We start from the raw sequence: 22,261 nt of genomic DNA, 5'->3' as shown, positions 1-22,261 counted from the left end.
TCCCGGATGGAAATCATCATCTTTGTTCATAATACAAAGAGACATTCGGAAAGGGTGAAAGATAAAATGGATCATCGTATGGAAAACACCGAAGAACAGCAGCCCGAAAAATCAGATGCGAAAGACAGCATTATGAGCAAAATTCAGCAGCTGGGAGAGACATCTCTGCCGCAAATGTCCCAAGATACCAATATTCACTGCCTGACGATCATCGGCCAAATTGAGGGGCACGTCCAGCTCCCGCCGCAAAATAAAACAACCAAATATGAACACGTCATTCCGCAAATCGTCGCGATTGAGCAAAATCCGAAAATCGAAGGACTTCTGATCATCTTAAACACCGTCGGAGGCGATGTGGAAGCGGGGCTTGCGATTGCGGAAATGCTCGCATCCTTATCAAAACCGACCGTCTCAATCGTACTCGGCGGGGGCCACTCGATAGGTGTGCCGATCGCCGTGTCATGTGATCATAGTTTTATCGCGGAGACAGCGACAATGACCATTCACCCCGTTCGGCTTACAGGTCTGGTTATCGGGGTTCCGCAAACGTTTGAATACTTGGATAAAATGCAGGAGCGGGTCGTCAACTTTGTGACCCATCATTCAAATATTTCTGAAGAAAAATTCAAAGAGCTGATGTTTTCAAAAGGAAACTTAACCAGGGACATCGGGACGAACGTAGTCGGGAAAGATGCGGCTGATTACGGATTAATTGATGCCGTGGGCGGCGTCGGACAGGCGATAAAAAAGCTGAATCAGCTGATTGAGGAACGAAAGGGCGAGGAAGGAAGGATGATTCAATGATCCTTTATACCGTCATGCCCCAAGAAGTCGTTTATGGTCAGGATATAGAGCAAAGCGTGCATGAACAGGTAGATTACGCCGGCGTGCCGCTGCTAGTTGAGATGAAGGGAAATGAAGCTGAAGTCGTACAGATTTTAAGTACGAACCCGATGGATTTTCTGAATCCTGACATCGCTCCGGGACAAAAAATCAAGCTGAAAATCTAACCGGCATTCAGTCCGTTTCTCGGGGGCAAAATATGCTATAATAGGGGAATCCTACAGAAAAATGCAGCCGGCAAAAGGCTGCTTTTCTTCATGATGTATGATTTTACATTTTTTAACGCAGTAAGGTGATGAGTGTGGCAAAGAAAAAACGGAAATCTAAAAAGAAACAAGAGAGTAAGCTCAATCTAAAATACGAACTAAGCGGACTGCTCTGTGTTGCAATCTCAATTATTGCTGTTTTGCAGCTCGGCGTTGTGGGACAGACATTTGTGTACTTGTTCCGTTTTTTTGCCGGAGAGTGGTTTATTTTATGCTTAATTGCGCTCTTCCTTCTCGGAATTTCGCTGTTTTGGAAAAAGAAGAGTCCAAGCCTTTTAACGAGAAGAAAGGCAGGGTTGTACTGTATTATCGCCAGTATATTGCTGCTGTCTCACGTGCAGCTCTTTAAAAATCTGTCTCATCACGGGTCGATTCGTTCGGCAAGTGTCATCGGCAACACGTGGGAGCTGTTTATGATTGACATGAAACAGCAGGCTGCTTCCCCTGATTTGGGCGGCGGCATGATCGGCGCGGTACTGTTTGCAGCTTCCCACTTTCTATTTGCATCAACGGGTTCACAAATCATGGCGATCGTGCTGATCTTAATGGGGCTGATTCTTGTAACGGGCCGTTCACTGCAGGAAACGCTCAAAAAGTGGACGAGCCCCGTCGGCCGGTTTATCCGCGGCCAGTGGCAGGCATTTCTTGAGGATATGAAGACGGTCAGAACGAATATGTCTTCGCCGAAAACAAAAACAAAATCGGGCAAAAAACAAAAACGGGTTCAAAAGAAAAAAGAAGAGCCTGAACCGGAGGAAGAGGATGAGGAAATCATTTCGCCGATCATCCATTCAGAGCCGATTATTTCAAGCTTTTCAGACCGTCAGGAAGAGCCCGCCGAACCGCTGATTCCGGAAAAAACGCAGGAGGCTGCACAAGCGGCAAAAGTTGAGCCTTCCGGCGGCGCTCAAGACAGTGGCGAAACGGCTGCGGCTCCGCCGATGACGTTTACAGAGCTTGAAAATAAAGATTATCAAATGCCTTCATTGGACATACTGGCTGACCCGAAACATACAGGCCAGCACACCGATAAGAAAAACATTTACGAGAATGCAAGAAAACTCGAACGGACTTTTCAAAGCTTCGGCGTAAAGGCGAAAGTGACGCAGGTTCATCTCGGTCCGGCGGTCACAAAATATGAGGTGTATCCGGACGTCGGGGTCAAAGTCAGTAAAATCGTGAATCTGAGCGATGACCTCGCGCTCGCGCTTGCCGCGAAGGATATCCGGATCGAAGCGCCGATTCCGGGCAAATCGGCAATCGGCATCGAGGTGCCCAATGCTGAAGTGGCGATGGTTTCGTTAAAAGAAGTGCTTGAATCCAAGCTCAATGACAAGCCGGACGCGAAGCTTCTGATCGGCTTGGGACGAAATATTTCCGGGGAAGCCGTGCTTGCCGAACTGAACAAAATGCCCCACCTGCTCGTAGCGGGGGCAACGGGAAGCGGAAAAAGCGTCTGTGTCAACGGTATTATTACGAGCATTCTGATGAGGGCTAAACCGCATGAAGTGAAGATGATGATGATTGACCCGAAAATGGTTGAACTGAATGTGTATAACGGCATTCCTCATCTGCTTGCGCCGGTCGTGACAGATCCGAAAAAGGCCTCGCAGGCTTTGAAAAAGGTCGTCAATGAGATGGAGCGCCGCTATGAGCTGTTCTCCCATACGGGTACGAGAAATATAGAAGGCTATAACGACCATATTAAGCGGTCAAATGCCGAAGAAGAAGTCAAGCAGCCTGAGCTGCCATACATCGTCGTCATCGTTGACGAGCTTGCCGATCTGATGATGGTCGCTTCTTCCGACGTGGAAGATTCAATTACGAGACTTTCACAGATGGCGCGAGCGGCGGGAATTCATTTGATTATCGCGACACAGAGGCCTTCAGTCGACGTTATTACCGGTGTTATTAAAGCCAACATCCCGTCAAGAATCGCTTTCAGTGTCTCATCTCAGACCGATTCACGGACGATTTTAGACATGGGCGGCGCTGAAAAGCTTCTGGGGCGCGGAGACATGCTGTTTCTGCCTGTAGGCGCAAATAAGCCGGTGCGTGTGCAAGGGGCATTTTTATCCGATGAAGAGGTTGAGCATGTCGTCGATCATGTCATTACGCAGCAAAAAGCGCAGTATCAAGAAGAGATGATTCCGGAAGAAGTTTCGGAAACACACAGTGAAGTAACGGATGATCTCTATGACGAAGCGGTCGATTTGATTATCGGCATGCAGACGGCATCAGTCTCCATGCTTCAAAGGCGGTTCAGAATCGGATATACGAGAGCTGCCCGTCTGATTGACGCAATGGAGGAACGGGGCGTCGTCGGGCCGTATGAAGGAAGCAAACCGAGGGAAGTACTATTATCTAAGGAACAATATGATGAGCTCTCTTCTTAAAAAGGAGAGAGTTTTCACTGAAAATGTTATCACCAAAATCATTCCTATTTATTTTTTTATCAAAACATGATATAGTTGTCCCAATTGTTCAATAATTTATGAAAGTGGTTTACGGAGGGGAAACATGTCTACAAAAGCTGACAATCGTCACTTGTATCTAAAAGTGATTGAGCGAATCAAAGAGGATATACAAAACGGAATTTACACCGAAAAGGAAAAGCTTCCTTCTGAATTTGAGCTTTCAAAATCAATGGGTGTCAGCCGGGCAACTCTGCGTGAAGCTTTGCGTATCCTTGAAGAGGAGCATGTGATTATCAGAAGGCACGGTGTGGGCACTTTCGTCCATACAAAACCGCTGTTTCTTTCAGGTATTGAACAGCTCAACAGCGTGACGAAAACGATTCAGCAGGCGAACATGGTGCCGGGTACGATTTTTTTGTCGTCTCAGGTCATCACGCCGTCTGATGAAGATATCGCTAGATTCCGGCTTGAGCCTGAGCAGGAGCTTTTTTATTTGGAACGCGTGAGAACGGCAAGCGGCACTCCGGTCGTTTACTGTTTAGATACGATTCCGATGCACATTCTGCCGAATTCTTTCTGTCATGAACAGGAGTCTATTTTTGATCTTTTGGAAAAAAACTCCGGGTCTGTGATCAGCTATGCCGTTGCTGATATCGAACCGATCGGATATCACGATACGATTTCACCGGTTTTGGAATGCGAGCCGGAGACGGCGCTTTTATTGCTGAAGCAAACCCACTATAATCAGAATGATGAACCTGTGCTGTATTCATTAAATTATTTCCGGGCTGATAAGTTCAGTTTTCATGTTGTAAGAAAACGTTTTTAAGACAGACGCGTCATGTGTCTGTTTTTTTATTTGCCGTTTCAGTACATACTTTGTTTTCTGCAAGGCACAATAAAACAGGAAACAACCAAGTATAGTGAATGGGTGAATAAGTTGAGTAAGAAGAAAAATGGAACGAAAAATATCATTGCTCTGGCTTCTGTACCGCTCGTGATGACACTCGGGAATTCCATGCTGATTCCTGTGCTTCCGATGATTGAAAAGAAGCTGTCCATATCGTCTTTTCAAGTATCGTTAATTATAACGGTCTATTCGATTGTGGCGATTATTTGTATTCCGATTGCCGGATATCTGTCCGATAAATTCGGAAGAAAAAAGGTTCTTCTGCCTTGTCTTCTCATAGCCGGTGCGGGCGGAGCGCTTGCCGCGATAGCTTCCACCGCGTTCAAGCATCCTTATCCCATTATCTTGGCGGGGCGGGTGCTGCAGGGAATCGGTTCGGCAGGAGCGGCTCCTGTAGTGATGCCGTTTATCGGTGATTTATTCAAAGGGGATGATGAGCGGATTACCGCGGGACTCGGCGATATTGAGACGTCTAACACTGCCGGGAAAGTAATAAGCCCGATTCTCGGGTCGCTCTTGGCTGCATGGTTTTGGTTTATGCCGTTTTGGTTCATTCCGTTTTTTTCGCTCATCAGCTTTTTTCTCGTATTGTTTTTGGTGGCAAAGCCGGAGGAAAAAAAAGAAGCGCCTTCTATTTCCGAATTTGTGAAAAATGTCGGCCGCATATTTAAGCGTGACGGACGCTGGCTCTTTACGGTTTTTATCATCGGCTGCGTGATTATGTTTTTGCTGTTCGGGGTTCTTTTTTATTTATCAGACTCACTGGAGAAGAAATACGGAATTGACGGTGTGGCTAAAGGAGCGCTTTTGGCAATCCCGCTTTTATTTCTATCCGTCAGTTCATATATATCAGGCCGAAAAATCGGAAAAGACCAAGGCAAAATGAAGTTTTGCATCGTTTTCGGAATGAGTGCCGTGACACTGTCGTTTATCGGCCTATGGTGGAATCACAGTTTTTATTTATTATTTATCTTTTTGTGTGTCAGCGGTATCGGTATCGGAATGGCATTGCCGGCTTTAGACGCTGTCATCACAGAAGGCGTAGACAACGAGGAATCGGGAACCATCACCTCATTTTATAACAGCATGCGGTTTATCGGAGTAGCGGCGGGACCGCCGATCTTTGCTGCCCTGATGTCAAATGCAGGCTGGCTGATTTTTATTTTATCCGCTTTTTGCGGCATTGTATCTGTATTTTTAGCGCTGTTAAATATCTCATCACAAGCAAAAGAAAAGAAGGAATCATTAAAGACGGTGTAATCTGCACTGTCTTTTTTTATTTTATTTTGAAGATTGACATGATACCGTCAAGTCGTTATTCTTTTTAATAGTTAAACATATTAACTATTGGAAGGAGGGGGAAAAGGTGCATGAAGAAAAAGTAAAGCAGCTGATTCAGCGTTATTCCGATGTATACCTGCACGTCTTAAAAAAAATTGACAGCATTATCGCTGAAAAAGTGAACAAAGAGCTGACATTGGATCAATATTACATCCTCCGCTATATTATGCTCAATCCCGATTGCAAATCAATTGAACTGGCCGCGGTGTGCCACGTCAATAAAAGCGCCATTACATCTATGACGAACCGCCTGTATGAAAAAGGCTACATCAATAGAGAACGCAGCCAAAGCGACCGCCGGAGCATACTTTTAAATGTCACGGAAAAGGGAACGGAAGTATTTCACCGTGTGGAGCGGCGGATTGAGGAACTCGTCCGTTCATATATTATGTATTTTGATGAAGACGAGGCGGAGATGTTCGTGAATACATATGAAAAATTATATCGATTGATGATGACAGAGGAGGATCAGCAGACATAATGAAAAACATTATCCGAGCCCGCTGGATCATCGCCGCGGTATGGGTCGCCGCAACGGTGATATTTATGCTTACAGCGCCTGATATGGCTGAATTGACACGGGAGAAAGGGCAGATCTCCGTACCGGACGGATATTCCTCTTCTTACGCCCATGAATTGCTTGATGAAATGTCTGATTCAGATGCACCGTCTTCTTCTGCCGTCATCGTATTTCACGAAAAAGGCTTAATGACAGACAAAAAAGATCGTCTGGAAGAAGCCGTCAGCACTTTGTCTGAACATAAAAAAGCGCTTCAGATTAAAACGGTGACTTCATACTTCGGGGAGAAAAATGACGACATCAAAAAACAGCTGCTGTCAAAAGACAGACAAACGATGCTCGTTCAGCTGCAGCTTGATACATCCAAAAACGATATCATCGAAATAAAAAATAAAATTGATAAAGAGCTGAAACCGTACGGCGTATCATACGGCATTACAGGCCAATCGCTGATCGACGAAGATGTGTTAAAAAGCTCACAGGACGGCTTGAAAAAGACTGAATATATAACGGTCGCTTTTATCCTGATCGTGCTGATTCTTGTATTTCGGTCAGTGGTCGCTCCGTTCGTGCCGCTTTTATCAGTATTGATATCTTATTTAGTCAGCCAGTCGATTGTCGCATTTTTAGTCGATCAGCTGAATTTTCCGCTCTCAACTTTTACTCAGATTTTTATGGTTGCGATTATGTTCGGAATCGGCACAGACTACTGCATTCTGCTTCTCAGCCGGTTTAAAGAAGAACTGTCGCATGGCGCTGATATAAGAGAAGCGATCGTCGTGACTTACAAAACGGCCGGAAAGACGGTTTTGTACAGCGGCGGTGCGGTGCTGATCGGATTTGCCTGCATCGGATTTGCGACATTTAAGCTGTATCAGTCGGCAGCCGCCGTTGCGGTCGGTGTCGCGGTGCTGCTGCTTGCGCTCATGACGATCGTGCCGTTTTTTATGGCTGTTTTAGGAAAAAGACTGTTTTGGCCTGTTAAGGGCGATATTTCCCATCCTCAAAGCAAAGCATGGGAAACGTCAGGGCGGTTTTCATTTAAAAGGCCGCTCATCAGTCTTGCAATCGTTGCGGTATTCACCGTCCCGCCTATCCTTCTTTACAAAGGGTCGCTATCTTACAACAGTCTTGACGAAATCGGGGATAAATATGAATCCGTCCGCGCGTTTAATACGATTTCAGACGCATTCGGCCCGGGAGAACTTCTTCCGGCCACAGTCGTCATCAAAAATGATGAGACTCTAAATACCGAAAAACACCTGATTGATATCGAAAAAATCAGCAGAGAACTTGAAAAAACAGAGGGTGTAAAAACGGTCAGAAGCGCCACGCGCCCTGCCGGAAACGGATTGAATCAATTATTTGTCACAAATCAGGCAAAGCAGCTTCAAGAAGGGCTTGATAAAGGCAATACAGGACTTGAAAAAATTACGGACGGATTAGGGCATGCCGCAAAGTCGTTAGCTGATTCACAGCCGCAGATCGAAGAGTCGGGGAAAAGCGTCAATCAGCTTATTGACGGAACATTGTCTCTGAAATCCGGGCTTTCTGATATAGGAGAAAACCTGAATAAACTGCAGGCTGGCGTGAACGAGAATAAAGCCGGCGTCGCCCAGATGAGAAAGCAGATTGAAGAGCAAAAACAAATGCTGACTTCACAGCTCAGCCAAAACAGCGGTCTCGCTTCAGAAACGCAAAACGCTTTAAAATTGGTAAAAACCGTCCTGCCGATGAAAGATGAAGCCAGCAGACAGCTTGCCGATTTGAACAAGCAGCTTGCCCGGCTGCCGTTTGCAAAATTGGAAGCGTCAATACCGTCAGTCAAAACCGATCCCTCTTACCAAGAAATCAAATCGGCCTTTACGGGTGTACAGTCAGCCGTTTCCAAGGCAAACGCGGATGCAGAAGCTTTTTCTAAACAGGTCGACAGTCAAAAGGATCATCTGCAGCAAGCGGAAAAACAATTTGCCCGGCTGGCAGCCGCTCAGAAGAAGATTGACACTCAAATTAACGCAATGATCAACGGTTTGACCAGTATTGAAAACGGTCTGCAGCAAGTGTCAGACGGACAGGGGGCTCTCGCAGGACAAATGCCGCGCCTTGAATCGGCGGCAGGACAGCTCGCGGAGGGCCAGAAAAAAATGAAGAGCGGTCTCGGTGATTTTTCTTCCCGGCTCAGCGATCTTTCTTCCGGCCTTAACGACAGTGTAAAAGGGCTTAAGAAAGTATCAAGCGGCATGATGGGGGCTAATGATTACCTGGGTGAGCTTCACAAGGCGTCAGACAAAGAAATGACAGGCTGGTTTGTGCCGAAAGACGCGTTGACAAACAGTGATTTCACAAGCGTGTTTAATACGTACATGTCAGATGACAGAAAAACGACAGAATTGACCGTCGTTCTTGATAACAATCCTTACTCAAATACGGCCATTCAAGATATTCAAGCGATCAAAGCGAGCGTAAAAAGGGCCATTCCGAACACGGATCTGAAGAATGCTTCCTTCGGCGTTTCGGGAGTCTCCAGCATGAATGCCGATCTGAAGGAAGTATCGGATTCAGACTTCAAACGGACGGCAATGTTTATGCTGGCGGGAATTTTTCTGATTCTCATCGTGATGCTGCGCTCCCTCATTATGCCTGTTTATTTAGTGGCGTCGCTCGTACTGACGTATTTCGCATCCATCGGCGTGACGGAATACATCTTTACACACTTCTTCGGGTATCCGGGCGTAAACTGGGCCGTGCCGTTCTTCGGCTTTGTCATTTTGATGGCTCTTGGTGTGGATTATTCCATCTTTTTAATGGACCGCTTTAATGAGCTTAAAAAAGAAGGAACGGAACCCGCAATGATCAGCAGTATGAAAAATATGGGTTCCGTCATCATTTCTGCGGCGATTATTTTAGCGGGAACCTTTGCGGCCATGCTGCCGTCAGGCGTTCTTTCCTTATTACAGATTGCAACCGTGGTATTAACAGGCCTTCTCATGTACGCAATTGTCGTCCTTCCGTTTTTTGTACCGGTCATGGTGAAAATATTCGGAAGAGCCAACTGGTGGCCTTTCAATTTGAAAAAATAACGTTCAATGCCTCTGCCTGTTTTCGGGCAGAGGTTTTTTGTTTCCTTATAAATCCTCCAGTTGATATAATTACATCTGCGTACTCTTTTTTGCGAATGCTGAAATTTGGTCATAATACATACTATGAAAGAATGAACGAAGGAGGTTTCACATGACTTACGTAAATGAAATGAAGTCAAAGCACGGCGGGATCACCGCCCACATCGTAAAGACCGAGAAATTTAAAACCGTTTCGCTGACGTTTAAAATGCTGGCTCCTTTAACGAAAGAGCTCGTAACAAAAAGGGCGCTGTTTCCGCATGTGCTTCTGCGCGGAACAGAAAGCCGCCCGAAAACCGCTGATCTGCGGTCTTATTTTGATGAGCTGTACGGCACATCCGTTTCAGCTGATCTGACAAAAAAGGGAGAACGTCATGTCATTACGTTCAGACTTGAGATTCCTAATGAAAAGTATCTGAAGGACCGCACACCGTTATTGGAAAAAGGTCTTCAGCTTTTATCAGAGCTTGTCTTTTCGCCCGCTTTGGAAAACGGCGCCTTCCTGCCCCTTTATGTCACGCAGGAAAAACGGACGCTGAAACAGCGGATTCAAGCCGTATATGATGATAAGATGAGATATTCTAATCTGCGTCTCGTTCAGGAAATGTGCAAAAGCGAACCGTATGCGCTTCACGTCAACGGCGAGTTCGATGATGTTGAACACATTACACCGCAAGATTTGTATGAAGCCTATCAAAAAGCCATACGCGAAGACCAGCTGGACCTGTACGTCATCGGCGATGTTGATACAGATCAGGTGAAAACGGCCGTTGATACGTATTTTAAAACGGAAGAACGGGAGCTGCAGCCTTTTGAAAGAAGCGCGGCGAATGAACAGCCCGATCCGAAGGAAGTCATTGATGAAGAGGACGTCAAGCAGGGCAAGCTGAATATCGGATTCCGGACCAATACGACATATACAGATCCGGATTATCCGGCATTGCAGGTGTTTAACGGGCTGTTCGGAGGTTTCTCTCATTCAAAGCTGTTTATAAATGTCCGTGAAAAAGCGAGCCTCGCCTATTATGCAGCCTCAAGGGTGGAAAGCTTCAAAGGGCTTTTGATGGTCATGTCGGGCATTGAGGTGAAAAATTACAAGCAGGCCGTCACCATCATTGAAGAACAGTTTCAGGCTATGCAGAACGGTGACTTTTCAGAAGATGATATCGCCCAAACGAAAGCCGTTATTAAAAATCAAGTATTAGAAACGATTGATACGGCATACGGTTTAGCGGAATTTCTGTATCAGCAGGCCTCAGCCCAAGTAGAGATACCGATCGAAAGGTTCCTTGACAATATCGAGAAAGTGACAAAAGAGGACATTATCAATGTCGGAAAGAACATTAAGCTGGATACGACTTATTTCTTAAAAGGGACGGGGGGAGCATCTTGACTAAACCGATAAACTTCGAACAGCTTCAGGAAACGCTGTATCATGAAAAAATGGCAAACGGCCTTGATGTCTATGTGCTGCCGAAACAGGGCTTTAATAAAACATACGCCGTGTTTACGACAAAGTACGGTTCCATTGACAATCAATTCGTTCCTTTAAATAAGGAAGAAATGGTACACGTCCCTGACGGAATCGCGCATTTTCTGGAGCATAAACTGTTTGAAAAAGCGGACGGCGACGTGTTTCAGGACTTCAGTAAGCAGGGGGCGTCGGCAAATGCCTTTACATCATTTACACGAACCGCTTATCTGTTCTCCAGCACTTCTAATGTGGAGAAAAACCTGGAAACACTCGTGGATTTTGTTCAGGACCCGTATTTCACGGAAAAATCAGTTGAAAAAGAAAAAGGCATCATCGGCCAGGAAATCAATATGTATGATGATAATCCGGATTGGCGGCTGTTTTTCGGTCTTATCGAAAATATGTATAAAGACCACCCCGTGAAAATTGACATTGCCGGAACGGTGGAGAGCATCTCACATATTACGAAAGATCTGCTGTATGAGTGCTACGAAACGTTTTATCACCCGAGCAATATGCTGCTCTTTATCGTCGGTCCCGCAGATCCTGAAGCGGTCATCAGCCAGGTGCGGAAAAACCAGGAGAAAAAGCCTTTTACAGACCAGCCCGAAATCAAACGTGAAGAAGTTCAGGAGCAGGAAGCGGTTTTCCGCCGGGAGCAGGAGTTAAAAATGAACGTGCAAGGCTCAAAATGTCTTGTCGGCTTAAAGGCGAAAGACCCTTATAAAACGGGGCAGGAGCTGTTGAAGCACGAGCTCAGCATGAACCTCATGCTTGAATGTCTCTTCGGAAAAAGCTCACCGCATTACGGTGACTTGTACGACAAAGGCTACATTGATGAAACCTTCAGCTTTGATTACACGGCTGAATACGGATTCGGTTTTGCCTCTGTCGGAGGAGATACACCGGAGCCGGATAAGCTCGCTGACGAATTAAAACACATGCTGCTTGATGCGGAATCAGCCGTGACTGCGGAAAAACTTGATCTTGCGAGAAAAAAGAAGATCGGGTCATTCTTAAAAGCGCTCAATTCGCCTGAATATATCGCCAACCAATTTACACGCTACGCCTTTTTAGATATGAGTCTGTTTGATGTCGTAACCGTACTGGAGCAGATTACGCTGGAAGACGTAAAGCGGGTCATTAAAGAAGAAATATCAGAAGACAGGCTGACAGTCTGCAAAGTCGTGCCAAAATCATAACAAAAACATCCCTCACGCCCTGAGGGATGTTTTTCTGGGGAAAGAAGGAGTATTGATTGATGAAACAGACAGCGCTCGTAACCGGAGCAAGCGGCGGAATCGGACAAAGTATAAGTGAAGTCCTCGCAAAAAACGGATATGACGTCCTTTTGCATTATCATTCTAATAAGGAAGCCGCACACAGGCTTGCGGAAAGGCTGAGCGCATCATTCGGCGTAAAAGCCTCCGTTATTCAGGCGGATCTGTCCTCACCGGATGGCGCGGAGACACTCAGCCGTTCCGTTAAGCAGCCTGTGGACGCCCTGATACTAAACAGCGGCAAAAGTCATTTCGGCCTGATTACGGACGTTACGGATGACATGGCGCGGGAGATGGTGCAGCTGCATGTGACGAGTCCGTTTCTTTTGGCGCGTAATCTGGTGCCCGGCATGATCCGGGAAAAAAGCGGGGGCATCGTCGCGATCGGTTCCGTCTGGGGAGAAACAGGCGCATCGTGCGAGGTATTATACAGCATGGTCAAGGGAGCGCAGCATTCGTTCGTCAAAGCGCTTGCCAAAGAGCTTGCTCCGAGCGGCGTCCGCGTGAATGCAGTCTCGCCGGGTGCCGTTGATACAAATATGCTTGATCAGTTCACGTCTGATGAAAAAGAAGCGTTGGCAGAGGAAATTCCCGCGGGCCGGCTGGCAAAGCCGGAGGAAATCGCCGAAGCGGTGGCCTTTTTATTATCGGACAAGGCTTCCTATATTACGGGGCATATATTATCCGTAAACGGCGGCTGGCACTGCTGAAAAAAATGTGTGTATAGTTTGCATCTGCACGGACAAAATAATTTTGTAACAACAGATGAAATGGAGGAACCCAACATGTCAGTATTAGAAAACTGGGATAATTGGAAGAATTTCCTTGGCGACAGATTGAACTATGCGCAGGAAAAAGGGATGAGTGATGAAACGATCACTGACCTCGCTACAGAAATCGGCGGTTACCTTGCGAACGAAGTCGACTCGAAAAACCATCAGGAAAAAGTGCTTGCTGATCTTTGGAGCGTTGCTTCTGAAGATGAACAGCGCGCCATCGCAAATATGATGGTGAAGCTTGTTGAAAATAACAGCACTCATTAAGAGGGGGGGATTTCTCCTCTCTTTTTTTATGTTTTCCTCTATAGAGCAACATTCTTCTTTCTAATTAGAGAAAAATGTTTTATGATAAAGGAAGGTAAAAATTTGCCACAATGGAGGGGGTATATCATTTGGCAAAGCTCGAATGGTATTTTGAATATGAAATTCAAGTGAACCGCCCCGGCCTGCTCGGGGATATTTCATCTCTTCTCGGGATGCTGTCAATTAATATTGTCACAATTAACGGTGTCGACCTTTCCAGAAGGGGAATGCTGCTCAGATGCCGGCATATAGATCAAATTAAACGATTGGAATCAATTTTAAAAACAATGGAGACCATTAAAGTAACGAAGCTGAGAGAACCGAGGCTTCGCGACCGTCTCGCAGTCCGCCACGGAAGATACATTCAGCGTGATGCCGATGACAAAAAAACCTTCCGTTTTGAAAGGGACGAGCTCGGCCTTCTGGTTGACTTTATGGCTGAGCTGTTTAAAAAAGAAGGGCACAAACTGATCGGAATCCGGGGAATGCCGAGGGTCGGAAAAACAGAGTCCATCGTTGCGTCAAGCGTTTGTGCCAGCAAAAGATGGCTTTTCGTATCATCAACGTTGCTAAAACAAACGATCCGGAGCCAGCTGGTTGCCGATGAATACAGCACGGAAAACGTGTTTATCCTCGACGGCATCGTTTCGACAAGACGGGGATCTGAGCGCCATCTTCAGCTCGTCAGTGAAATTATGCGGCTTCCGGCGACAAAGGTCGTGGAGCACCCCGATATTTTTGTTCAAAATTCGGAGTATACGCTCGATGATTTCGATTATATTATCGAACTCAGAAATGATCCTGACGAAGTCATTACATATGAACATGCAGAAGAACCGCAAATGTTTGATCAGACCGGTTTTTCAAGCTTTGATTTTTAATATTGGAAGGTGTTTGTTGTGACAGAATTAGCAATCCGGCTTAAAGAAGCCAGAGAGGAAAAAGGGATGTCATTGGATGAACTCCAGGCGGCGACGAAAATTCAGAAAAGATACTTAACCGCTCTGGAAGAAGGCAATTATGACGTCATTCCCGGCAATTTTTATGTGCGGGCGTTTATCAAGCAATACGCTGAAGCTGTCGGGCTTGATTCAGATCAGTTATTTGAAGAATATAAAAAAGACATCCCTAACACGTACCATGACGATGTGTCGGAAAAAATTTCCGGTCTTGCCATGCAAAGGGAGCTTCCTAAGTCCGCTTCAAAGGCGGCGGAATGGCTTCCGACCGTCCTTGTCGTCATCGGTGTCATTATCGTCATCGCGATCATTTATGCGATTATTCAGCTCGGAATGAGCAAATCCGGACAGACAGACGGAGATAAAGCCGTCACCCAAAGTGAGAGCAAGTATGAGATTCCTAAGGATTCTGCGCTGAAAAACGACGGCAATACAAATGACGAAGCGCAATCTGACAGCAAGAAAGATAAAAAGGACACAAAAGCATCAGAGCAGAAAAAGAAAGAAAAAAGCAGTGAAAAGACGGAGATCAAAGCGGCCGGAACGGAAGGCTCGGCTTCTTCATACAACGTCTCCGGGGCAGATAAGTATAAGCTTGAACTGATTGCTTCTGACAGCGCATGGATCCGCGTCCGTGATGACAGCGGCGATTCTTTAAAAGAAGGAACGCTGCAAAAGGGCGAAACCTTTAAAAAAGACGTCACGGATCAAAAGCAGATTGAAATCCGCACGGGCTATGCCCCTAACCTGAAAATTAAAATCAACGGAGAGGTTCTGTCCTATGAACTCAATCCGCATGATGTGATGGCGCAGACCATCACAATCAAGATGAAAAAATAAAAGGGGAAAAGTCATCTGAACGATTAAGATGACTTTTTCTTCACGTCCGAGTACATATTATTGGAGGGGCTTTATGTTTAACTTACCGAATAAAATCACACTGGCAAGAATCGCTTTAATTCCTGTATTTATGATTATCATGCTTGTTCCTTTTCAGTGGGGCAGCGTTCATATAGGGGATGAATCGATTCCGGTAGCGCATCTTACGGGAGCTGTTTTATTCATTATCGCATCAACGACTGACTGGGTGGATGGCTACTACGCCAGAAAACTGAACCTCGTGACAAACTTCGGGAAATTTTTAGATCCGCTGGCTGACAAACTGCTGGTATCCGCGGCATTAATTACGCTTGTGCAGTTTGACCTTGCGCCGGCGTGGATGGTCATCATCATCATCAGCCGCGAATTTGCCGTAACGGGATTAAGACTTGTGCTGGCGGGAACGGGGGAAGTTGTAGCCGCCAATATGCTGGGGAAAATTAAAACATGGGCTCAGATCATCGCTGTTGCCGCGCTTTTGCTGCATAATCTTCCGTTTGAGCTCGTTTCTTTCCCGTTCGGCGATATCGCTTTATGGGTAGCTGTGCTCTTCACAGTCATTTCCGGCTGGGATTATTTTGCGAAGAACTGGGATGCGTTAAAAACATCTAACTAAGAAAGAAGGACTTAAAGATGGAAATAGCAAAAAAAGCAGAAATCATTGCAGTCGGCTCGGAGCTTCTGCTCGGCCAGATCGCCAATACGAACGCGCAGTTTATCAGTAAAGAGCTGGCGGAAATCGGTGTAAACGTGTTTTATCATACCGCTGTCGGTGACAATCCGGAGCGGCTTAAGCAAGTCATCCGCATTGCCGAAGAGCGCTCAGACCTGATTATTTTTTCAGGCGGCCTCGGGCCGACCAAGGACGATTTAACGAAAGAAACCATTGCAAACACACTGGGGCGCCCGCTCGTTCTGAATGACGAAGCATTCCGGTCGATCGAAGAATATTTCGTGAAAACAAAACGGACCATGTCGCCGAATAACCGCAAACAGGCGCTCGTCATTGAGGGCTCAGACGTTTTGGCGAATCATTTCGGCATGGCGCCGGGAATGCTTGCAGAGCACGGCTCAAGGCTTTATATGCTGCTTCCCGGGCCGCCGAGCGAGCTGCGTCCGATGTTTGAAAATGAAGCGAAGCCGCTGCTTCTTAAAAAGCTCGGTTCTAATGAGAAAATCGTTTCAACCGTGCTGCGGTTTTTCGGAATCGGTGAATCCCAGCTTGAAGCTGATTTAGAAGATATCATTGATGCGCAGACGAACCCGACGATTGCGCCGCTTGCTGCTGACGGAGAGGTCACGCTGCGTTTAACGGCGAAACATGCTGACGAAAAAGAAACAGAACGGCTTTTAAAAGAAACGGAAGCCGCCATTTTAGAACGTGTCGGTGAATTTTTCTACGGATATGATGATACGTCTCTGGTGAAGGAGCTTTCAAAAGCATGCAGACAAAACAAAATCACGATTTCTTCTGCCGAAAGCTTTACAGGCGGCCTGTTTTCAGAGTGGGTGACTGATTTAAGCGGTGCGTCTCAACTATTTGCAGGGGGCGTTGTCTGTTATTCCGACAGCGTGAAACAGCATGTGCTCGGCGTGAAAGCTGAGACGCTCGCAGAAAGCGGAGCGGTCAGCAAAGAGTGTGCGAAAGAGCTTGCAGCCGGTGTGAGAAAGCTGACCGGAAGCGATATCGGCATCAGCTTTACCGGGGTTGCGGGTCCCGACCCGCAGGAAGGGCATGCTCCGGGCCGCGTCTTTATCGGCATTTCAGCGGAAGGAAAAGAAGAGGTGCACGAATTTAACTTTGCCGGCTCAAGAACCGGAATCAGAAAGCGCGCCGCTAAATACGGCTGCCATCTCATTTTGAAAATGCTGGATCAAAAATAAAGTTTTAAAGAGCCGTTTTCTCTGATTTTTAAGTTTTATAAGGGAAATTATGCTCTTTTGCAGAAAAGCGAACGCGGAAAAAATCCGAATATGCGTTCGCTTTTTTCTTGGCAAATGCCAGTAAACAAGGTATAGTATATGTAGTGGCAAGATAAAGGAGGAAAAAATAAATGAGTGATCGTCAGGCAGCCTTAGATATGGCTCTTAAGCAAATAGAAAAACAATTCGGCAAAGGTTCCATCATGAAGCTCGGAGAAAAAACGGATACAAGAATTTCAACGGTGCCAAGCGGTTCCCTTGCACTTGATACCGCTCTCGGAATAGGCGGATACCCGCGCGGACGGATTATTGAAGTATATGGACCTGAAAGCTCAGGTAAAACGACTGTAGCGCTTCACGCAATCGCTGAGGTTCAGGAAAAAGGCGGACAGGCAGCATTTATTGATGCTGAGCATGCTCTTGATCCTGTTTACGCGCAAAAGCTCGGTGTCAATATCGAAGAGCTTCTGCTTTCTCAGCCGGATACGGGAGAGCAGGCGCTAGAGATTGCTGAAGCGCTGGTGCGAAGCGGAGCTGTTGATATCGTAGTCGTTGACTCTGTTGCGGCGCTTGTTCCAAAAGCTGAAATTGAAGGTGACATGGGTGATTCACACGTCGGTTTACAGGCGCGTCTCATGTCTCAGGCGCTCCGTAAGCTTTCCGGCGCCATCAATAAATCTAAAACAATCGCAATCTTTATTAACCAGATTCGTGAAAAAGTCGGCGTTATGTTCGGAAATCCGGAGACGACACCGGGGGGCCGCGCGCTGAAATTCTATTCTTCCGTGCGCCTTGAAGTGCGCCGTGCCGAGCAATTAAAGCAGGGCAACGACGTCATGGGGAATAAAACGAGAATTAAAGTCGTAAAAAACAAAGTCGCTCCTCCGTTCCGTACGGCTGAAGTGGACATTATGTACGGTGAAGGAATCTCCAAAGAAGGGGAAATCGTCGACCTTGGAACTGAACTGGATATCGTCCAAAAAAGCGGTTCGTGGTATTCTTATGAAGAAGAACGCCTCGGCCAGGGCCGTGAAAACGCCAAGCAGTTCTTAAAGGAAAATAAAGACATCATGCTGATGATTCAGGAACAAATCCGTGAATATTACGGTTTGGACAATAACGGTGTAACGGACAAAGCGGAAGAAGTTCAGGAAGAGATGGAATTAGAAGAATAAAAACACGATCAAAAGAGCGGAATAAGCAATTTCCGCTCTTTTTTTGTGTGTTTCAAAAAACACTGGCTGTTTCGGAAAATTTTATCTGGAATGTTACAACTTTTTTCACCCTTCACTCGTCTAACATCATGGCGAAAGTTGAAATTATATCTGAGGAGGAAAAAAGATGACGAGCCCCCGCCGCACAAGAATAAATAAAAAAAGAAAGAAGAAGCTGATGAAAACGGGAGGGCTGTTTCTTTTTCTGCTGCTTGTCACTGTTTTTATTATGATCTGGACCGTCACAGCGCATCACCGGGAGAAGGAATCCGTTAAAAGCGCTCCCGCCGCTCAATCTGATACTTCAAAAGACCAGACTCAACAGAAAAAAGAAAAGACGCAAAAAGAGAAAACACCTAAATCAATCGATCACAATAAACAGATCAGCAATTACTTGCAACAGATCGGGTTCAGCGGCACAGCAATGATCGTAAAAGATGGAAAAGTTGTGCTGAAAAAAGGCTTTGGCTATGCGGACCGAAAACAAAAAATTAAAAACAATCCGGAGACATCATATTATATCGGTTCTTCACAAAAAGCGTTAATCGCGACGGCTGTCCTGCAGCTTGAAGAAAAAGGGCTGCTGCAGACGAGTGACCCCGTCAGTACATACTTGCCGAATTTTCCTAACGGCACGCGCATTACATTGAAAAACCTGCTCAATCATACGTCCGGCATAAACGGGCATATTGAGGGTCAGGGACCGATTTCTCCAATTGATTTAATCAAGGATATAGAAAACCGCGGAATTAAACGGCAGCCCGGGGTTTGGGATTACAGGGATTCCAACTATTCAGTGCTTGCTTATATCGTATCTCAGGTCAGCGGGGAGCCTTATGAACAATATATAAAAGAACACGTGTTCAAACCGGCCGGAATGAAGCATGCCGGATTTTACAAAACATTTGCCAAAGCCAAATATCCTGCCGTCGGCTACAAAGTCGATGAGAGCGGCAGTCTTGTAACGCCGCACCTTTTGGACTTATCGCAGCTGTACGGGGCAGGCGACATGTATATGAGCGCTGAAGATCTCTATAAATTTGATAAAGCGATCGTAAACAACACGCTCCTTTCAAAAGCAAGCTTCACAAAAATGTTTACAGCAGGAAGCAGTGCCGCTTACGGCATGGGGTTTTACATTGATCCGGGAAGCTATTCCAATCACGGTGTTATGCCCGGTTACAACATTTTGAACAGCTTCAGCCATTCGGCAAGCAAATATGTCATATTACTGTCAAACATTCAGAATAACGCCAAATTGGGACAGGTAAACAATAGAATTTATCAATTGCTTAACCAGGCGGACTGACAGAGCCGTCATTCACGAAAAGCAGATCTAGGTATGGTATGATATATACATGGCGAAGATTCCGAGCTGAAGGCGAATCGTTAAGCTGGCAAGCTTGACAAGTATTTCCGACACAATTACAATGAAGTTGTAACATTTGTTTTTTTAACATGATTGTTAAACCATTTAAACTTGACAAGGGCATGAGAGACTCATTCCCTGTGAAGGTTCTGTATGTTGAGAAAATCAAACAATGTACATGCCGGCACTTATTTAAGCAAAAACCAAGTTCATAGCAAGAGGAGGTGAAAGTATGACCCCAATGACGGTTCTCATCTCCATTTTGCTGACTCTGCTCGGTTTAGTTGTTGGCTACTATGTTCGTAAAACCATTGCCGAAGCAAAGATTGCGGGCGCACGCGGTGCTGCCGAGCAAATCCTTGAAGATGCAAAGCGTGATGCTGAAGCACTGAAAAAAGAAGCTCTGCTTGAAGCAAAGGACGAAATCCATACACTTCGAATAGATGCTGAACAGGAAGTTCGTGAAAGACGAAATGAGCTTCAAAAACAAGAAAACCGTTTACTTCAAAAAGAAGAAAATCTTGACCGTAAACATGAAGGAATTGATAAACGGGAAGCGATGTTGGAGAAGAAAGATCATTCTCTGAATGAACGACAACAACATATTGAAGAGATGGAAAGCAAAGTGGATGAGATGATTCGTATGCAGCAGTCAGAACTCGAACGCATTTCGAGCCTGACACGGGATGAAGCGAAACAAATCATTCTTGACCGGGTTGAAAATGAGCTTTCACATGACATCGCCATCATGACAAAAGAAACCGAAAACCGTGCGAAAGAAGAGGCAGATAAAAAGGCGAAAAACATTCTGTCGCTTGCTTTGCAGCGCTGTGCAGCAGATCATGTTGCCGAAACGACGGTATCGGTCGTCAATCTTCCGAATGATGAGATGAAAGGACGTATCATCGGCCGTGAAGGGCGTAACATTCGTACGCTTGAAACGCTTACAGGTATTGACCTGATTATTGATGACACACCTGAAGCAGTCATTCTTTCCGGATTTGATCCGATCAGACGGGAGACGGCAAGAATCGCTCTTGATAAACTCGTTCAGGATGGCCGTATTCACCCGGCGCGCATTGAAGAAATGGTTGAAAAATCCCGCCGTGAGGTTGATGACTATATCCGGGAAATGGGTGAGCAGACGACGTTTGAAGTCGGCGTTCACGGACTCCATCCGGATCTGATCAAGATCCTCGGCCGGTTGAAATTCCGTACAAGCTACGGGCAGAACGTACTGAAACATTCTATGGAAGTTGCGTTTTTAGCCGGTTTAATGGCTTCCGAGCTTGGAGAAGATGCAAAGCTTGCCAAGCGGGCCGGTCTTCTGCATGATATCGGAAAAGCAATTGACCATGAAGTGGAAGGAAGCCACGTGGAAATCGGAGTGGAGCTTGCGACCAAATATAAAGAGCATCCAGTCGTCATTAACAGTATTGCGTCACACCACGGAGACGAAGAGCCGACTTCCATTATCGCCGTTCTGGTCGCTGCCGCTGATGCACTGTCAGCCGCAAGACCGGGCGCGAGAAGTGAAACGCTCGAAAACTATATCCGCAGACTTGAAAAGCTTGAAGAAATCTCCGAGTCTTACGAAGGTGTTGAAAAATCATTTGCGATTCAGGCCGGCCGTGAAGTTCGCATCATGGTGAAGCCGGACTCCATTAATGATTTAGAAGCCCATCGTTTGGCACGTGATATCCGTAAACGAATTGAGGACGAGCTTGATTATCCGGGCCACATTAAAGTGACCGTAATCAGAGAAACTCGAGCCGTAGAGTATGCAAAATAAAGTGATGCTTAGCGCATCACTTTATTTTTTTGAGTCCCTGAAAAGGAAGGAATGGAATGTATGAGAATTTTATTTATCGGAGATGTTGTCGGTTCCCCGGGCCGCGACATGGTAAAAGAATATGTCCCGAAACTGAAAGCGAAACATAAACCGCATTTTACAATTATTAACGGAGAAAATGCAGCACACGGAAAAGGACTGACAGAAAAGATCTACCACAGCCTGATGGAAGCGGGAGCCGATGCCATTACAATGGGAAACCATACGTGGGATAAAAGAGAGATCTTCGACTTTATTGATGATGTGCCGCATCTTGTCCGCCCGGCGAACTTCCCGGAAGGTACACCGGGCAAAGGCATTACCTATATTAAATCGAACGGAAAAGAGCTTGCCGTCATTAATTTACAGGGGCGGACGTTTCTTCCGCCGCTTGATGATCCGTTTGCTAAAGCGGATGAATTAATAGAAGAAGCGAAAAAGCGCACGCCGTACATTTTTATTGATTTTCACGCCGAAGCGACAAGCGAAAAAATTGCGATCGGCTGGTACACAGACGGAAGAGCCTCTGCCGTGGTAGGCACCCATACACACGTGCAAACGGCAGATAACCGCATTTTACCGAAAGGAACGGCATATATTACTGATGTAGGCATGACGGGTCCGTACGACGGAATTCTCGGTATGGACAGAGAAACGGTCATCAAGCGGTTTAAAACCAATCTTCCCGTCCGGTTTACGGTGGCGGAAGGTAAAACTACGCTGAGCGGAGTGCTCATTGACATCGACGATCAAACGAAAAAGGCCGTAAATATCGAACGGATATTAATCAATGATGACCATATGTTCTTTGAATAGGTGATCATGTGTTTATTT

19 protein-coding genes are annotated in these 22,261 nt (G+C 46.0%); all 19 read left to right on the top strand.

Annotated features, from left to right (window positions below; all coding sequences use genetic code 11):
• Window positions 1-66 precede the first annotated feature (66 nt).
• The 19 genes from AR442_RS11120 (at window position 67) to AR442_RS11030 (ending at window position 22,243) form a co-directional block, all read left to right on the top strand.
• A complete protein-coding gene (locus tag AR442_RS11120) occupies window positions 67-804 on the top strand; it encodes a ClpP family protease (RefSeq protein ID WP_003154162.1) in 738 nt (245 codons plus the stop codon).
• Entirely contained in the window at window positions 801-1,010 is a 210-nt protein-coding gene (locus AR442_RS11115) for a YlzJ-like family protein (RefSeq protein ID WP_003154161.1), read from the top strand. The genes AR442_RS11120 and AR442_RS11115 overlap by 4 nt, the downstream gene beginning before the upstream one ends.
• A gap of 134 nt (window positions 1,011-1,144) precedes the next feature.
• The gene (locus tag AR442_RS11110; RefSeq protein WP_032863740.1) at window positions 1,145-3,505 is read left to right on the top strand and encodes an FtsK/SpoIIIE family DNA translocase; all 2,361 of its coding nucleotides are present in this window, start codon (window positions 1,145-1,147) and stop codon (window positions 3,503-3,505) included.
• 124 nt (window positions 3,506-3,629) lie between these two features.
• The gene (locus AR442_RS11105; RefSeq protein ID WP_007409813.1) at window positions 3,630-4,355 is read left to right on the top strand and encodes a GntR family transcriptional regulator; all 726 of its coding nucleotides are present in this window, start codon (window positions 3,630-3,632) and stop codon (window positions 4,353-4,355) included.
• Between the two features lie 111 nt (window positions 4,356-4,466).
• Window positions 4,467-5,696, top strand: coding sequence for a bacillibactin exporter BcbE (gene bcbE / locus AR442_RS11100; RefSeq protein ID WP_014417797.1), 1,230 nt, complete (start codon window positions 4,467-4,469; stop codon window positions 5,694-5,696).
• Window positions 5,697-5,802: 106 nt separating this feature from the next.
• Complete coding sequence (locus AR442_RS11095) at window positions 5,803-6,258, top strand: MarR family winged helix-turn-helix transcriptional regulator (protein WP_003154157.1); 456 nt, start codon at window positions 5,803-5,805, stop codon at window positions 6,256-6,258.
• On the top strand, window positions 6,258-9,377 hold the full coding sequence (locus tag AR442_RS11090; RefSeq protein ID WP_014417798.1) for an MMPL family transporter: 3,120 nt from the start codon (window positions 6,258-6,260) through the stop codon (window positions 9,375-9,377). Before AR442_RS11095 ends, AR442_RS11090 begins: the two co-directional genes overlap by 1 nt.
• A gap of 151 nt (window positions 9,378-9,528) precedes the next feature.
• Window positions 9,529-10,809, top strand: coding sequence for an EF-P 5-aminopentanol modification-associated protein YfmF (yfmF, locus tag AR442_RS11085; RefSeq protein WP_012117578.1), 1,281 nt, complete (start codon window positions 9,529-9,531; stop codon window positions 10,807-10,809).
• Entirely contained in the window at window positions 10,806-12,092 is a 1,287-nt protein-coding gene (yfmH, locus tag AR442_RS11080) for an EF-P 5-aminopentanol modification-associated protein YfmH (protein WP_014417799.1), read from the top strand. Before yfmF ends, yfmH begins: the two co-directional genes overlap by 4 nt.
• 59 nt (window positions 12,093-12,151) lie before the next feature.
• Window positions 12,152-12,880 (top strand): elongation factor P 5-aminopentanone reductase, encoded by a 729-nt coding sequence (ymfI, locus tag AR442_RS11075; protein WP_053284990.1) that lies wholly within the window; start codon window positions 12,152-12,154, stop codon window positions 12,878-12,880.
• A gap of 75 nt (window positions 12,881-12,955) precedes the next feature.
• Window positions 12,956-13,213, top strand: coding sequence for a DUF3243 domain-containing protein (locus AR442_RS11070; protein ID WP_003154150.1), 258 nt, complete (start codon window positions 12,956-12,958; stop codon window positions 13,211-13,213).
• A 128-nt stretch (window positions 13,214-13,341) separates the two neighbouring features.
• Window positions 13,342-14,133: a DUF3388 domain-containing protein gene (locus tag AR442_RS11065; protein ID WP_003154149.1), complete on the top strand. Its 792-nt coding sequence runs from the start codon at window positions 13,342-13,344 to the stop codon at window positions 14,131-14,133.
• Between the two features lie 18 nt (window positions 14,134-14,151).
• On the top strand, window positions 14,152-15,051 hold the full coding sequence (locus AR442_RS11060) for a helix-turn-helix domain-containing protein (RefSeq protein ID WP_053284989.1): 900 nt from the start codon (window positions 14,152-14,154) through the stop codon (window positions 15,049-15,051).
• Window positions 15,052-15,124: 73 nt separating this feature from the next.
• Window positions 15,125-15,706, top strand: coding sequence for a CDP-diacylglycerol--glycerol-3-phosphate 3-phosphatidyltransferase (pgsA, locus tag AR442_RS11055; RefSeq protein WP_007409821.1), 582 nt, complete (start codon window positions 15,125-15,127; stop codon window positions 15,704-15,706).
• Between the two features lie 17 nt (window positions 15,707-15,723).
• Window positions 15,724-16,974, top strand: a complete 1,251-nt coding sequence (locus AR442_RS11050) for a competence/damage-inducible protein A (protein ID WP_029973453.1) — start codon at window positions 15,724-15,726, stop codon at window positions 16,972-16,974.
• A gap of 170 nt (window positions 16,975-17,144) precedes the next feature.
• A complete protein-coding gene (recA, locus tag AR442_RS11045; RefSeq protein WP_053284988.1) occupies window positions 17,145-18,188 on the top strand; it encodes a recombinase RecA in 1,044 nt (347 codons plus the stop codon).
• A 166-nt stretch (window positions 18,189-18,354) separates the two neighbouring features.
• On the top strand, window positions 18,355-19,536 hold the full coding sequence (locus tag AR442_RS11040; RefSeq protein ID WP_017417799.1) for a serine hydrolase domain-containing protein: 1,182 nt from the start codon (window positions 18,355-18,357) through the stop codon (window positions 19,534-19,536).
• Window positions 19,537-19,828: 292 nt separating this feature from the next.
• A complete protein-coding gene (gene rny / locus AR442_RS11035; protein WP_003154140.1) occupies window positions 19,829-21,388 on the top strand; it encodes a ribonuclease Y in 1,560 nt (519 codons plus the stop codon).
• Window positions 21,389-21,448: 60 nt separating this feature from the next.
• Window positions 21,449-22,243 (top strand): TIGR00282 family metallophosphoesterase, encoded by a 795-nt coding sequence (locus AR442_RS11030; RefSeq protein ID WP_003154137.1) that lies wholly within the window; start codon window positions 21,449-21,451, stop codon window positions 22,241-22,243.
• Window positions 22,244-22,261: the final 18 nt, after the last annotated feature.

Source organism: Bacillus velezensis (assembly GCF_001461825.1).
GTDB classification, from domain to species: Bacteria; Bacillota; Bacilli; order Bacillales; family Bacillaceae; genus Bacillus; species Bacillus velezensis.
The sequence above is the reverse complement of the archived record's forward strand: the minus strand, read 5'-3'. Positions and strand labels throughout refer to the sequence as shown.